Source organism: Ectobacillus ponti, from assembly GCF_024294785.1.
Classification (GTDB): domain Bacteria; phylum Bacillota; class Bacilli; order Bacillales; family Bacillaceae_G; genus Ectobacillus; species Ectobacillus ponti.
Genome location: NZ_JANCLT010000003.1, coordinates 330,171 through 344,723, shown reverse-complemented (window position 1 = coordinate 344,723; position 14,553 = coordinate 330,171). Strand labels below are relative to the sequence as shown.

Annotated in this window: 12 protein-coding genes; 5 read left to right on the top strand and 7 right to left on the bottom strand. The window is 54.1% G+C overall.

What is annotated here, in order from left to right:
- Positions 1–128: 128 nt before the first annotated feature.
- From NK662_RS08000 to NK662_RS07985, 4 genes are all read right to left on the bottom strand, one after another.
- Positions 129–809 carry a FadR/GntR family transcriptional regulator gene (locus NK662_RS08000; RefSeq protein WP_368736061.1) on the bottom strand — a complete coding sequence of 227 codons (681 nt, stop codon included), beginning with the start codon at positions 807–809 and terminating at the stop codon, positions 129–131.
- Between the two features lie 138 nt (positions 810–947).
- Complete coding sequence (locus NK662_RS07995) at positions 948–2,330, bottom strand: sensor histidine kinase (RefSeq protein ID WP_254758394.1); 1,383 nt, start codon at positions 2,328–2,330, stop codon at positions 948–950.
- Positions 2,327–3,004, bottom strand: coding sequence for a response regulator transcription factor (locus tag NK662_RS07990; protein WP_254758393.1), 678 nt, complete (start codon positions 3,002–3,004; stop codon positions 2,327–2,329). The genes NK662_RS07995 and NK662_RS07990 overlap by 4 nt, the downstream gene beginning before the upstream one ends.
- A complete protein-coding gene (locus NK662_RS07985; protein ID WP_254758392.1) occupies positions 3,005–3,958 on the bottom strand; it encodes a YncE family protein in 954 nt (317 codons plus the stop codon).
- 193 nt (positions 3,959–4,151) lie between these two features.
- On the opposite strand from NK662_RS07985, the gene NK662_RS07980 reads away from it, so the two are divergent.
- The 4 genes from NK662_RS07980 to NK662_RS07965 all read left to right on the top strand — a co-directional run bounded on the left by NK662_RS07980 (position 4,152) and on the right by NK662_RS07965 (position 9,262).
- Positions 4,152–5,264, top strand: coding sequence for a CdaR family transcriptional regulator (locus NK662_RS07980; RefSeq protein ID WP_254758391.1), 1,113 nt, complete (start codon positions 4,152–4,154; stop codon positions 5,262–5,264).
- A gap of 133 nt (positions 5,265–5,397) precedes the next feature.
- Positions 5,398–6,807: a glycolate oxidase subunit GlcD gene (gene glcD, locus NK662_RS07975; RefSeq protein WP_254758390.1), complete on the top strand. Its 1,410-nt coding sequence runs from the start codon at positions 5,398–5,400 to the stop codon at positions 6,805–6,807.
- Positions 6,807–8,171, top strand: a complete 1,365-nt coding sequence (locus tag NK662_RS07970) for a (Fe-S)-binding protein (RefSeq protein WP_254758389.1) — start codon at positions 6,807–6,809, stop codon at positions 8,169–8,171. Before glcD ends, NK662_RS07970 begins: the two co-directional genes overlap by 1 nt.
- 164 nt (positions 8,172–8,335) lie before the next feature.
- A complete protein-coding gene (locus tag NK662_RS07965) occupies positions 8,336–9,262 on the top strand; it encodes a CAP domain-containing protein (RefSeq protein WP_254758388.1) in 927 nt (308 codons plus the stop codon).
- A 46-nt stretch (positions 9,263–9,308) separates the two neighbouring features.
- Here the strand turns inward: NK662_RS07965 and NK662_RS07960 are convergent, their stop codons facing one another.
- Positions 9,309–10,214, bottom strand: a complete 906-nt coding sequence (locus tag NK662_RS07960; RefSeq protein WP_254758387.1) for an RluA family pseudouridine synthase — start codon at positions 10,212–10,214, stop codon at positions 9,309–9,311.
- An 84-nt stretch (positions 10,215–10,298) separates the two neighbouring features.
- Positions 10,299–12,902 carry a bifunctional acetaldehyde-CoA/alcohol dehydrogenase gene (gene adhE / locus NK662_RS07955; RefSeq protein WP_254758386.1) on the bottom strand — a complete coding sequence of 868 codons (2,604 nt, stop codon included), beginning with the start codon at positions 12,900–12,902 and terminating at the stop codon, positions 10,299–10,301.
- Positions 12,903–13,452: 550 nt separating this feature from the next.
- Here adhE and NK662_RS07950 point away from each other — a divergent pair.
- On the top strand, positions 13,453–14,064 hold the full coding sequence (locus NK662_RS07950) for a YitT family protein (RefSeq protein WP_254758385.1): 612 nt from the start codon (positions 13,453–13,455) through the stop codon (positions 14,062–14,064).
- Positions 14,065–14,126: 62 nt separating this feature from the next.
- On the opposite strand, the gene NK662_RS07945 is transcribed toward NK662_RS07950, so the two are convergent.
- Positions 14,127–14,552: a YodN-related protein gene (locus NK662_RS07945; protein WP_254758384.1), complete on the bottom strand. Its 426-nt coding sequence runs from the start codon at positions 14,550–14,552 to the stop codon at positions 14,127–14,129.
- Position 14,553: the final 1 nt, after the last annotated feature.

Genomic DNA, 14,553 nt, shown 5'->3' with positions numbered 1-14,553 from the left:
TGACTTGATGAAAAGAGAAAGAAACACATTTAAAGCCCATGCTTCCTTCTCTGTAAGTGCGAAAACGCTTACTTCTCTACGCTCTATTGTAACAGAAAATACACATTTTGAAAGAGAAAAATCTCGGTTTACAGATTTTTCTTCTTCCAAACAGCCGACACGTTTTCCTCTACGCCGTGCAGATGGCTGTACATCAGCCCGCGTGCCGTTTCCCCATCGCCCGCTGCGATCGCGTCATAAATGGCCTGATGCTCCTCAGCCAGACGCTCCGCTGTTGTCGCTTCCCCGTATAGCATCAGCCGGCGTGTTTCCCCAATGGTCTGTGCCACCATTTCCGCGACATGGTTCATCATCTCCAGCAAAATGAGATTGTGCGCCGCCCCGGCAATCGCCATATGAAAATGGAAATCGGCGCGCTCGCCCATCTCTTCATCGCCAATATGATTCTTCATCACGGCAAGCCAGCGCTGCATTTCAGCGAGATCCTCCTCGGTGCGCCGAGCAGCCGCCGCTTGCACAGCCCCGACCTCGAGCACCTGGCGCACCTCCAGCAGGCTGGAAATGTCCTCCTTTTTCATGAGCACGGTTGTGCTGAGAGAGGACGTGACGGAGGAGGCTTCAAAATTCTTGACGTACGTCCCTTCCCCCTGGCGCATCTCAATCAGACCCATGGCCCGCAGCGCGCTAAGCGCCTCGCGGACAGCCGACCGGCCGACCTGAAACTCCTCCGCAAGCTGATGGACCGGCAACAGCTTGTCCCCCGGCTTCAGCTTGCCAGTTTTGATCATCTGCAAAATGGCTTCAGCCACTTCTTCATATATTTTCTTTGGCTTAATCGACTTGTATTCCAGTTGAATCACACCCCGGTACCCTCATCTGTACTGCATCTATGAGGAAAATCAAACTCCTCTTTATTGTAGAGGGAATTTCTGCAAATCTCAAATATTTTATACAAGCGGCAGCCGGATTAAAACCGTGGTGCCGGTTCCTGCAGCGCTCTGAATCTCCAGCTGCCCCTCATGCAGCGCCACGATTTGCTTGACAATGGCCAGGCCAAGCCCTGTGCCGCCGTGCTGGCGGCTGCGCGCTTTATCGGCGCGATAGAAGCGCTCACCGAGACGCTTCAGATGCTCCGCTGCGATGCCGACGCCTGTGTCCGCAATCCGCAGGCAGCACATGCTCTGCTCTTGCCGCAGTTCCACCGTGATGCTGCCGGCCGCCGGCGTATAACGGATGGCGTTGTCCAGCAGATTGTGCACGACCTGCCGGAGCCGGTCTTCATCCGCTTGTACAATCACGTCCGGGTCCAGCTCCATTGTCAGCCGCAGCTCTTTTTCCGCCAGCTTCAGCTCATAGGAAGCAAGCACATCCTCCACGAGCTGGGCAAATACTGTCGGCTGCAGGTGCAGCGGAAACAGCTCTCCTTCGAGCTGCGCCAAATGCAGCAAGTCATGCACAAGCCGCTGCATCCGGTTTGCCTCCTTTTGAATGAGGCCGATGAATTTCGGCTGCTGCTCCTGCTTCACCACGCCATCCAGAATGGCTTCGCTGTATCCTTTGATATAGCTGAGCGGCGTCCGCAGCTCATGCGATACGTTCGCCAAAAACTCCTTCCGCTGCGTATCCTCTTCCTGTAAGGCATCCGACATGCTGTTGAAGGCTTCCGCCAGCCGGCCCACCTCATCATGGGAGGAAACCGGGATGCGCTCGGAGAAGTCGCCTTTGGCCATTTTCCATGACACAGCTTCCATCTGCAGCAGCGGCTTCGTCACCGCGAGAACAATTTTCCGGCCGACCCAAGCGGCCAGGGCAATGAGCAGGACGGCAAGCGGCGCCAAAATCCAGCCCAATTCCAAAATCATGCTGCGGATGCCTTTGAGCGGCAGATAGGAATAAATGATGCCGACCAGCTTCTTCTGCTCCACAATCGGTATCACCACGCCCATAATACTGCTGCGGAAGCGTTCCTCATAGCCGGTTTTCGTAATGACCTCGCCTGCGAGCAGCCGCTGGCGGTCCGCTTCACTGATAATGGAGGTATACTGCACATCAAACGGCAGGCACGCGCTGAGGTCGCGCGGGTTGCTCACATAGAGCACTTGTGCTTCTGATACGGCATCAAACTCCTCCACCCGGCGGGAAAAGGCGGCCTCTCCCTCCCCATGATGGGAGGAGAGCTGCCGCCCTTCCTGAATCAGTGTGTCGCGAATCGTCTGCACATACAGCTTTTCATACGCATACAGCGAGACCGCATAGACGCCAAGCAGAGTGCCGGCCACGAGCAGACTGATGGTCAGCCACAGCTTTTGGACCATCGTCAGCCGACTCATGCCGACACCTCGAATTTATAGCCGACACCCCAGACGGTTTGAATGAGGTCGCCGTACTCACCAAGCTTTAAGCGGATGGTTTTCACATGCGTGTCCACCGTCCTCGTACTGCCGGCATAGTCGTAACCCCATACCTGCTCCAGCAGCTGCTCGCGGCTGCATGCCTGCCCCTCATGATTACAGAGATACAGCAGCAAATCAAATTCCTTCACCGTCAGCGCCACAGGCTTGCCGCCTGCCGCCGCCGTCCGGCCCGCCTCATAAATTTCAATCGGGCCAAACTGCACTCTCGCATCCTGCTCCTGTCTTGTATAGCGCCGCAGCACCGCCTCTGTGCGAGCCATCAATTCCCCCGGGCTGAAGGGCTTTACAATGTAATCATCACCGCCGCTTTTCAGTCCGCTGACCCGGTTCCATTCCTCTCCCTTTGCCGTCAAAAAAATGATCGGCACATCTGACGTTTTCCGGATTTCCTTGCAAAGGGAAATGCCGTCCAGCTCAGGCATCATGACATCCAAAATGAGCAAATCGAAGCTGTCGCGCCCCATGATCCGCAGCGCCTCCCGTCCGTTATGCGCCTCCCGCCAGTAATAGCCGGCATTCTCCAAATACATGCCGACCAGCTGCCGCATATCATCCTCATCATCCACCACGAGCACCCGATGCGCTTTCATTTACCTCGTCCCCCTTCTTTCCGTCAGCTGAAACGGTCCTTTTCCCACTTGTATCGTTCCTGTGACCTTCATCGTTCCGGCATCCAGAACATACACTTCATCGCTGTCATAGCTGGCCACATACAGCTGCTCCCCATACTTTTGCACCGTGAACGGGTTTGAGCCGATCGGCTCGGACTGTACGGCCTGATAGCCGTCTGCCGTAAACTTCGTGAGTATCCCTGTGCCGTGGCTCAGCACATACACACACTTCTCATCCGCCGCGAAGCCGACCGGCATCTGTGATGCCTGTACGGTCTTCGCCAGCTCTCCGGTTGCCGTCCGGTAGACATGAACCTCTTCATTCAGCACATCGCCCGCGCCATGTCCGCCAACCCACATCTCTCCGCGGCTTGTCACCACTGCCCCGGCCGAGGAAGCCGGGATGCGCCAGGTTCGCAGCGCCGCATAGGTTTTCTTATCAATCACTGTTACCATTTTATCATGAAAGTCCAATACATACAGATGCGAGGCATCCTCCGTCATGGTAAGCGGCGACTGCCCCACCGTAATTTTTCTGGCTTCCTTCCCATCCGCCCCAAGCACATGCACCGCATTTGTCGTCTGATTGGCCAGAAATATCCGATTCCCGGATACAAGCGCATTGACAACGCCCTTTCCTGTCGGCCAGGAGCCCGCAGCGCGCCCTGTCTGCAAGGAATACAGCTCCACCCCATCCATGTCCTTGCCATACATCCCGATTGTATCGCCATCCGGCAGAATAAAGGTGCCGGTTACCGGCTTTTGCACCTTCCAAGTTGCCGTAACCCTGCCTTTGCCCACATCAATGAAGCTCAGGCTGCCTTCTTTTATATTTGTGGTCACCACAACATGCCCTGCGCCGACCGCCGTAAACCCGTCCCGGCAGCCGCTGGCCAGGACAACAAGCAGCAAAAGCAATATTACCTTACGCAAAAGCTCACCCCACTTTACCCTTTCTGTCAGCATAGCAAATAATTGTGTGGAGAGTGTGAAAACTTTCCACCGGATTTCCGAATGATTATAATGTAGAAAAGCGACGGGGCTCATCCCCGCAGCTGGACATCAAAAATCGGAAACCCATCATGACAACACTATGATTCCTTGTAAATACAATTGAGGTGCAACCATGCTTTTTCCTGACCTTGCAAAAAAAATCGTACGTGAAGTGCGCCGCCTCATCAGCGAAAACATTATTATCGTCGGCGCGAACGGCATCATTATCGCCAGCACGGATCCGACCCGGCTGGGCACCTTTCACGAGGGAGCCCTTCTCTGCCTCCAGCAAAAGAAGACTGTCATCATCACGAAGGAGGACGAGCATAAGCTGCAAGGGGTAAAAGCCGGCATCAGCCTGCCGCTTTTATTCCATGACGAGGTGGTCGGTGTCATCGGCATCACCGGGAAACCGGAAGACATCTCGCAATACGGTGAAATTATGCGGAAAATGACCGAGCTGCTCATTCACGAAAACTATTTTCTGGAGCAGCTGGAGCTCGAGCAGCGCTCCTACGAAGCCTTTGTCTTCGACTGGCTGCAGCGGCGCGAGTGGTCGCCCTCCTTCCTCGACCGGGCCAAGGCGCTCGGCGTGACGCTGGAAGGGCGCCAGCGGCTTATTTTGCTTGCGCTGCACGAAAGCGATCCGCTGCTGCAGCGCAAGGTTTGGCAGTATATGCATCCCTTGCTGCCCAAGCAGGACCTGCTCGTCCGCTGGGGCAACGAACGGCTCATTTTGGTGCATGCCGTTGGAGAGGAGGACGCCAAGGAAACTGCTGCCCTGCTCAACAAATGGAAGCAGGATGCTGAATCCGCCTTCCCGGTGAAGCTGGCCGTCGGCATCGGCCAGACGATGCCCGCGAAGCGGATGCACACCTCCTACGAGCAGGCATTGCGGGCTTTGGAGGTGGCCCTGCCGACCCATGCCGTCGTATTCCATGAAAACCTGCGGCTCGAAATGTGCCTGCAGGATATTTCCGGGGATACGCGCGAAGAATTTCTGAAGCGTACCTTGTATGCCCTTGTTTATGAGCGCGAGCTGTTTGAAGCGCTGCAGGCGTTCATTGGCTGTAACCAGTCCTATAAGCTGGCGGCCGAACAGCTGCATATCCATATTAACACGCTGCATTACCGCTTTAAGAAGATTGAAGAGGCGACTGGCCTGAATCCAAAGCGCTTTGAAGATCTGGCTACCTTGTATGTCGCTTTGCGCCTATTGGAGAATTCACCAAAAAAACCATCATAAAAGCGGTTTATTTTTAGAGAAACAAACATAGCGGGAGCTCCCGCTTTTTTTTATGATAGAAAGCAGAAGGAAGCGTATCCACAATGATCACGCGCAAAAAATGAAAACGCTTCACAAGGAGGATTTTGACACTATGCTGCAACCAAATCTCATTGAACAGCTGACAGCCATTGTCGGACCAGAAAACATTGATGTATCCGCCATGGGCCGTCTCACATACAGCTACGACGCAACGCCGCAATTCCAAACGATGCCGGATGCGGTCGTCTCCCCGCGCAACACGGAGGAAGTATCCGCAGTCCTGAAAATTTGCAATGACAACCGCATTCCGATCGTACCGCGCGGCAGCGGCACCAACCTTTGCGCCGGCACAACGCCGCTTCAAGGTGGAATCGTTCTCCTGTTCCGTCATATGAACAGAATTCTGGAGATTGATGAAGAAAACCTGACTGTGACTGTGCAGCCTGGCGTGATCACGCTCGATATGATTAAAGAAGTGGAAGCGAAAGGCCTGTTCTATCCGCCGGATCCAAGCTCCATGAAAATCTCCACAATCGGCGGCAACATCAACGAAAATTCCGGCGGCCTGCGCGGTCTGAAATATGGCGTAACGCGCGATTATGTCATCGGCCTGGAAATCGTGCTGCCGAACGGCGATATTCTCCGCACAGGCGGCAAGCTGGCCAAGGATGTGGCGGGCTACGATTTGACTCGTCTGTTCGTCGGCTCCGAAGGCACGCTTGGCGTGATTACCGAAGCCATTCTGAAGCTCGTGCCAATGCCGGAAACAAAGAAAACGATTTTGGCGCTGTACGAGGACATTGATGATGCGGCGAAGGCGGTTTCCGCCATCATCGCCAACAAGATTATTCCGACAACCCTGGAATTCCTTGACCAGCCGACCATTGAGGTTGTTGAAGATTACGCGCAAATCGGCCTGCCGACAGAGGCGCAAGCGGTGCTGCTGATTGAGCAGGACGGCCCGCCTGAGGTTGTGGAGCGCGATATCGCGAGAATTGAACAAATTTGCAAATCCCTGAACGCTGTGGATGTGCGTGTCGCCAAGGACGAAGAAGAGGCGGAAGCGCTTCGGACAGCACGCCGCAACGCCCTGTCTGCTTTGGCCCGTCTGGCGCCTACTACGATTTTGGAGGATGCGACTGTACCGCGCTCCAAGGTGGCGGCCATGGTGCGCGCGGTAAACGAAATCGCGTTGAAATACAACGTGAAAATTTGTACCTTCGGCCATGCGGGCGACGGCAACCTGCATCCGACATGCCCGACAGATGTGCGCAATCAGGATGAAATTCATCGCGTCGAAGCAGCCTTCGCAGAGATTTTTGAAAAAGCCATTGAACTGGGCGGCACCATTACCGGCGAACACGGCGTTGGCGCAATGAAAGCTCCGTATCTGGAGCTGAAGCTCGGCCGTGCCGGCATTGAAGCGATGAAGAACATCAAGCGTGCATTCGACCCGAACAACATCATGAACCCTGGCAAGCTGTTTGCCAAGGAATCCCGCAAAAGAGTGGTGGTTGAGTAATGACAACACTGGATACAGCAAAGATTCAACAAGAGTTCAAGGAGCGCCTGGACGAGGACGAGCTGCTCAACTGTATGCGCTGCGGCTTCTGCTTGCCAACATGTCCGACCTATATTCAGTCCGGCTTCAAGGAGTCACACTCCCCGCGCGGCCGCATCGCCATCATGAAGGCGGTTGTGGACGGTCTGATTGAACCGGATGAGGATATCGAAAATACACTGAATACCTGTCTCGGCTGCCGCGCTTGTGAACCGGTGTGCCCATCAGGGGTGAAATACGGCCATCTGCTCGAGGAGGCACGCGATATTATCAACCAGAACAAGAAATTCTCTGCACCGGTCCGTGCCCTGCGCAAGGTTGTATTTGAGGAGCTGTTCCCGCACCAAAACCGCATGCGCACCATGACCGGCCTGCTCGGCTTCTACCAACGCTCCGGTTTGCAGAAGGTCGCGCGCTCCATCGGCGTGATGAACCTGTTCCCGGATACGCTGGCGACCATGGAGCGTGTGCTGCCGCAGGTGCCGAAGGTGAAGGAAATGAAAAACCGGCCGGAGTTCCTGCCTTCCATCGCGCCATTGCAGAAGCGTGTGGCATTCTTCACAGGCTGTCTCATGGACACCATGTTCCTGGAAACAAATAACGCCACGATGAAGCTGTTGCAGCTGGCCGGCTGCGAGATTGTCATTCCGAAGGAGCAGGCGTGCTGCGGCGCGCTGCACGGACATGCCGGCGAAAAGGACGGTGCCCGTGAACTGGCGAAGAACAACATCCGCGCATTTGAAAATCTGGGCGTCGATTATATCATCACCAACGCCGGCGGCTGCGGCGCTTACCTGGTGGATTATGACTACCTGTTGAAGGATGAGCCGCAATGGGCGGAGCGCGCGAAGAATTTTGCTGCGAAAATCAAGGATATCTCTGCTGTACTGGCGGAGCTCGAGCTGCACAAGAAGGTGCCGATGCAGCTGCCGCCGCAGCTGATTACCTATCAGGATTCCTGCCACCTGCGCAATGTCCAAAAGACATCTGCCCAGCCGCGTGACCTGCTGAAGGCCATTCAGGGTGCAACGTATGTAGAAATGAAGGATGCCGACCGCTGCTGCGGCTCTGCCGGCATTTATAATATCGTGCACTCCGAACTGTCCATGCAATTTTTGGATTACAAAATGGAACGTGTGCATGAAACCCAGGCGACAACCATCGTAACAGCCAACCCGGGCTGCCTGCTGCAAATGAAGCTTGGCATTGAACGGGAAGGCTTGTCCCATAAAATGAAGGCGGTCCACATTGTGGATTTGCTGCTCGAAGCGGCAGAACAGGCGCAGGCTGTCCCAATGCGGGAAGCAGCGGCTGCACGCTCCTAATCAGAAGGCAGGCTGAACATCAGCCTGCTTTTATTTTCCTTAGTGAAATGTGTCAGCTATAATGCTTCCAACACTGCGAGCAATTCCCAAGCATGCGCCCCCCTTAAAGAGAGACAATACAAGGGAAAGCACTTCAGGTGCTATTCAAAAAGGGGGGTTTAGCCATGATACGCTTGCGTACACTCACAACCATCGCAGCCTTATCCCTGTCCCTGACAGCCATGACAGGCTGCGGCGATAATGAAAGAAGAAACGCGTCCGCACCGAACAATCTGTCTGCCAATGATACGCTGCGCAATACAAGCAATCGTCTGACAGACCGCGACCGCACGGGTATGACGAACCGCACCAATACGTATACAAACGTGACGGACCGCACCAATCTGACAGACCGTACCGGTACCAATATGTCGAACAGCGGCAATACATCCCTGAACAATGCGGTGCCTGCCCGCAATGCCCGCGGCTACGTTACACCAAATGCCGTCTCTTATAACCCAGCCGGCAGCTATGGCTATCAGCAGACTGCAACAGTGCCAGGCGGAGGCTACGTGCGTCTTTGCCCATGTCCGAACCAGCAGACGCCAAGCACAGGGACTGCACCGCGTACAGGGACAACGCCAAGCACAGGAACTGCACCGAATACAGGCTCTATCACACCGAAGGCAACAACACCGGCTCCCAGTGCACCTTCCAGTGTCACGGGCGGCTCAGTGTCAACTGCTGAAGCGCGGGTGATTGATTTGACAAATGCGGAACGCCGCAAAGCAGGACTTGCCGCTTTAACATCAGATGCCGCCCTGTCAAAGGTGGCACAGGCAAAATCCAATGATATGCGCGCCAATAATTATTTTGACCACCAAAGCCCGACTTACGGTTCTCCATTTGACATGATGCGCACGTTCGGTGTTTCCTACTCCTATGCGGGTGAGAATATCGCCAAAGGACAGCGTACGCCTGAAGAGGTTGTGCAGGCCTGGATGAACAGCCCGGGTCACCGCGCCAACATCCTGAACAGCAACTACACACGCATCGGTGTCGGATATGAATCCACACAGAATATTTGGTCCCAAGAATTTACACGTCCGTAAACGGAAAGGCTGCCCGAGGGCAGCCTTTTTTTGTACAAACTCAATGTCAGGGCTGCAGCAAAGCTGAAAAATCCGTCGGAAGCGGCGCTTCTACAGTGAGCTGCTCTCCCGTGATGGGGTGCTGGAGCGACACGCGGCGGGCATGCAGCGCCTGCCGCCCCATCCCGGCCCGCCTGCTGCCGTACAGGGCATCTCCCAAAAGCGGGTGCCCGATATGGCTCATATGCACGCGGATTTGATGCGTTCGCCCGGTGTCCAGCTGCAGCCGCACCAGCGTCACATCCTGACTGCGGTCGTACCGTTCCACCTGATAGTGCGTTACGGCACGGTCTCCGTTTGGCGACACCCGGCGGCGCGTCGGATGATGGCGGTCCCGGCCGATCGGGGCATCAATGGTTCCCTTTTTCTGCCGAAGCCTTCCCTCTGCCAAGGCTTCGTACTCCCGCTTAATCTGCCGCTCCGTCAGCAGCCTGTCCATGATGACGCCAGCCAGCGCATGCTTGGCAAACACGACCGCGCCTGTTGTATCCTGATCCAAGCGGTGAATGTGGCGCACCTTTGTTTCCACCCCTTCCATCTGCAGATGGAAGGCCACACCGTTCGCCAGCGTGCCTCCTCCTCCGGCATCAGCCGGATGCGTATCCATCCCGGCCGGCTTATGGACAATGAGCACATGGTCATCCTCATACAGCACTTCTATCTCCATGTATTCCGGCTCCACGCCATACGGCTCCGCTGTAAACATACGGATGCCCAACTTGTCGCCTTCCTTCAGCAGCGCGCTCCACGGCGCCTCCGCTCCGTTGTGCCGCACGCTCTTCTCCATCCGGTAGCGGTGCAGCAGCTTCTTGGGCACCTGCCATTCCTCTTTCAAAATACTGTCGATGCTCCGGCCGTTCCATTCTCCTGGAACCTGCACTTCGCACCATTCTCCCATTTTTCTTGTCTGCATGATGCTGTCTCCTTTTCTATGCTCCTCCCATTGTAGCCGAGAGAGGCCAAAAAGGAAAAGGGTGCCGCGCGGGCACCCCTTCTTTTATACGCCTTCGTATGCCTGGCGGTAAATTTCGGCCAGCTCGGAAATCAGCGGCAGCTTCGGATTGGCAGTTGTGCATTGATCCTCAAAAGCACGTTCAGCCAGGAAGTTCACTTTGCTCTCAAATTCTTCACGGCTCACACCCTGGGCAGCAATGCTCATTGGGATGTTGAGCTCTTTGCCCAGGCTGATGACGGCCTGCACGAGGCTGTTGACGCCTTCCTCAGTTGTGCGGGCCGGCAGACCAAGCAGGCGGGCAATTTGCGCATAGCGCTCATCCGCGACAAAGTGCTCATATTTCGGGAACAGCGCGTGCTTGAATGGCTTTTGCGCGTTGTAGCGGATGACATGCGGCATCAGAATGGCATTGGCGCGGCCGTGGGCAATATGGAACTCGGCCCCGATTTTGTGCGCTAGGCTGTGGTTGATGCCAAGGAATGCGTTCGCAAAGGCCATACCGGCAATGGCAGAGGCATTGTGCATTTTTTCACGTGCTTCTGTATCGCTGCTGTCCTTGTAGGAACGGGGCAGGTACTTGAACACAAGCTCAATGGCCTTCAGCGCCAGGCCGTCTGTATAGTCGTTTGCCAGGATGGATACATATGCCTCAATGGCATGTGTCAAAACGTCCATGCCGGTATCTGCTGTGATACGGGGCGGCACTGTCATCACGAACTGCGGATCGACGATGGCGATGTCCGGTGTCAGCTCATAATCAGCCAGCGGATACTTGATGTTGTTCTTTTTGTCAGTAATGACGGCAAACGGTGTGACCTCAGACCCTGTACCGGATGTAGTCGGGATGGCCACAAACTGTGCTTTCCCGCCCAATTCCGGATACTTGAAGGTACGTTTGCGGATATCAATGAATTTTTGCTTCAAGCCGTGAAAGCTTGTTTCCGGATGCTCATAGAAGAGCCACATGCCTTTCGCCGCATCCATCGCAGAGCCGCCGCCAAGGGCGATGATGACGTCCGGCTGGAAGGAACGCATCATTTCCGCACCCTTAAACACGGTTTCATCAGAGGGATCGGGTTCCACATCAGAGAACATTTCAATCTGGACTTGGTTCGGGTTCTGGTTCAGGTAATGCACCACAGTGTCCACATACTTCAAATCCACCATGCCCGGGTCTGTGACGATAAAAGCGCGGGAGATCTTCGGCATTTTCGCCAGGTATTGTGTGGCATGCTGCTCGAAATAAATTTTGGGCGGCAGCTTGAACCACTGCATATTGTTGTTGCGGCGGGCAATGCGTTTGACATTCAAAAGGTGTACGGCAGTCACGTTCATAGAGACAGAGTTATGGCCGTAGGAGCCGCAGCCGAGTGTCAGGGATGGCAGGAAGGCATTATAGATATCGCCGATGCCGCCTTGTGCGGATGGGGCGTTCACCACAATCCGGCATGCCTTCATCCGGAAGCCGAATTCCCGCTGCAACTGTTCATCTGTTGTATGAATGACGGCTGTATGGCCGAGGCCGCCGAGCTCCAGCATATTTTCCGCCTGGCGGAAGCCCTCCTCTTTGTTCTGGACACGGATGCAGGCAAGGACCGGACTCAGCTTTTCGCGGGACAGCGGGTATTCAGGACCGGCGCCCGGCAGCTCAGCCACAAGTATTTTTGTACCCTCCGGAACTGTAAAGCCAGCCAATTCCGCAATGTATTGCGGGGATTTGCCGACGATATCCGGGTTTACCGCGCACGTATCTTCGCGGATGACAAGCTTTTCAAGCTGCTGCTTTTCTTTCTCCGTCACGAAGTAGCAGCCATTTGCCGTCAGCTCCGCTTTCACTTGCTCATAGATGATATCATCCACAATGACAGCCTGCTCGGATGCACAAATCATACCGTTATCGAAGCTCTTGGACAGAATCAGGTCGTTGACAGCACGCTTGATTTTTGCTGTTTTCTCAATGTAGCAAGGCACGTTGCCGGGACCTACGCCAAGAGCCGGTTTCCCTGTGCTGTACGCGGATTTCACCATGCCGGAGCCGCCGGTTGCCAGTACAAGCGCCACGCCCGGATGGTTCATCAATAGCTTCGTTGCCTCCACGGACGGCTGCTCAATCCATTGTACACAGCCCTCAGGTGCACCCGCCTTCACTGCTGCCTCATACAGCACGCGGGCTGCTGCAGCGGAACAATTTTGCGCGGATGGGTGGAAAGCGAAAATGATCGGGTTGCGTGTTTTAATCGCAATTAAGGCTTTGAACATGGTGGTGGAGGTTGGATTGGTAACCGGTGTGACCCCCGCAATGACACCGACAGGCTCCGCAATCTCAATTAGGCCTGTGTGCGGATCTTCGTTGATGATGCCGACTGTTTGATCCGTTTTGATGTTGTGCCAAATGTATTCTGTCGCAAATATGTTTTTCACAATTTTGTCCTCGTAAATGCCGCGGCCTGTTTCCTCCACTGCCAGCTTCGCCAATGGCATATGCTGATCGAGGCCGGCCAGCGCCATTTCATGGACAATATGGTCGATTTGCTCCTGCGTCATGCTTTCAAAGCTATGTAATGCCTGTTTGCCCTTTTTGACAAGCCCGTCAATCATCCCTGCTGTGTCCTGCAATTGTACGGTATCCTTTTCCTTCACTGCCATGAGAATTCTCCTCCTACCGGGACTTCATATGTCCCTTCAAGTCATTTAATGTCCCACCAAGGCCAATTGTGATTTTTTTCACATTTCCTTGCTGATTTCACTATACAGCATTTTCCTGAGAAAGGCTGTGAATGGATTGTGAAATCATTCACATAAAATATTTCTTACAGTTTTTGCTTATCCCTTGCAGGATGGGACGTAATTTGATATATTAAAAATTTATTAATTTTTTCTCTATTCTTTTTCTTTGCTTTCTTTCATATGATAAAATACTATTACATCCTACAGAGAAAGGATTTGGATACCATGTGTGCTCGAAGGAGCATCTGGAAACGTCAAGATTTATCGTACACATAGCGTGTCTGCTTGTTCGGACTTTGCATCTGGGCAATCAAACACGAAAGTGGGCGAAAGCATGTTGGACCGACAGCCTCGTTATTCCTTCTGCTATATATAGCGTAAGTAGTTAGTGCCCCGGGGAACTAGCTGCTTGCCGTAGTTAGTTTCCCATCGCAAGTGTGCCAAAACTAACTACGAAAGAGGAATAACTATGAGATGGATTCGTTGGCAAGATGTTGTTTCTATTCTGTTCGGATCATTTATTTTAGCGGCGGGCTTCTATCATATCCATGCGCAAAATAATTTGGCGGAGGGCGGCTTTATCGGCATCGCGCTGCTGGTGCAGCAGGTGTTCCATATCTCTCCTTCCATCACCACCCTGCTGCTGGATCTCCCGCTGATTGCGCTGGGCGCCAAATTGCTCGGCAAACGCCTGGCCTACAAAACGGTGCTTGGCGCCGTTTCGTTTTCCCTGTTTTATGCACTGATGGAGCATTACTCCCCATTTCAAATAAATTTATCGCAATACTTGCTGCCGGCCGCCATGGCAGGGGGGCTGACCATCGGAATCGGCCTCGGGCTTATTCTGCGCTGCGGCGGCGCAACAGGCGGCGATGATATTCTGTCGCTCCTGCTCAGCAGGCTGTCCCGGATGTCAGTGGGCAAAATTTACCTCATTTTTGATGCCCTTGTTCTGGTGCTCTCGCTCGTGTATCTCAGCTGGCATCAGGTCATTTACACGATGGTCTCCGTGGCGGTGTGCGCGTATACAACAGACTATGTAATTTCCTACAACAAGAAAACGGAAACGGCTTATGCGTGAACTGGCGTCCCTGCGTGGCAGGGGCGTTTTTTTGCACAAAAAAGAAGGGCTCATGCCCTCCCCTACTGCTGTATGTAACGCATCTTCCCAAGCACTTCCTCCGCCTTCGTTTCATAGGACAAATCATTGAACAAAGCCGCCAAACGCTTATAGTCGTTATAGGCATCCAAGAGCTCGTCAATGCGGCGTTCCGGCTGCACCGGCTCCGGTGCGGGAGGCTGCACCGGCTTAATTTTCACCGGGTATGTGTAGCCGCACTTGTTCTGGATTTTGTAATACTCGCCCTCCACTTCCACAACCTTCACCAGCTCCGCTTCCTCCGCATCCACCATATACCCGTCAAAATCACGGAGCAGCTCATATACGACATAGGCCCATTCCTCGTGGCCGCTTCGCTCAAGCCGGTAGCCGACAATCCGGTACAAATGGCTGTCACGCTCTGCAAATTGAACTGTATCATTCAGCTTGAACTTAAAGTACCGAAACATT

Bases quoted from the DNA above. Each gene is read 5' to 3' on its own strand.
- NK662_RS07945 (WP_254758384.1), bottom strand. From the start codon at position 14,552: ATGTTTCGGTACTTTAAGTTCAAGCTGAATGATACAGTTCAATTTGCA.
- NK662_RS07960 (WP_254758387.1), bottom strand. From the start codon at position 10,214: ATGCAGACAAGAAAAATGGGAGAATGGTGCGAAGTGCAGGTTCCAGGA.
- NK662_RS07950 (WP_254758385.1), top strand. From the start codon at position 13,453: ATGAGATGGATTCGTTGGCAAGATGTTGTTTCTATTCTGTTCGGATCA.
- adhE (WP_254758386.1), bottom strand. From the start codon at position 12,902: ATGGCAGTGAAGGAAAAGGATACCGTACAATTGCAGGACACAGCAGGG.
- NK662_RS07965 (WP_254758388.1), top strand. From the start codon at position 8,336: ATGATACGCTTGCGTACACTCACAACCATCGCAGCCTTATCCCTGTCC.
- NK662_RS07980 (WP_254758391.1), top strand. From the start codon at position 4,152: ATGCTTTTTCCTGACCTTGCAAAAAAAATCGTACGTGAAGTGCGCCGC.
- glcD (WP_254758390.1), top strand. From the start codon at position 5,398: ATGCTGCAACCAAATCTCATTGAACAGCTGACAGCCATTGTCGGACCA.
- NK662_RS07995 (WP_254758394.1), bottom strand. From the start codon at position 2,330: ATGAGTCGGCTGACGATGGTCCAAAAGCTGTGGCTGACCATCAGTCTG.
- NK662_RS07970 (WP_254758389.1), top strand. From the start codon at position 6,807: ATGACAACACTGGATACAGCAAAGATTCAACAAGAGTTCAAGGAGCGC.
- NK662_RS07990 (WP_254758393.1), bottom strand. From the start codon at position 3,004: ATGAAAGCGCATCGGGTGCTCGTGGTGGATGATGAGGATGATATGCGG.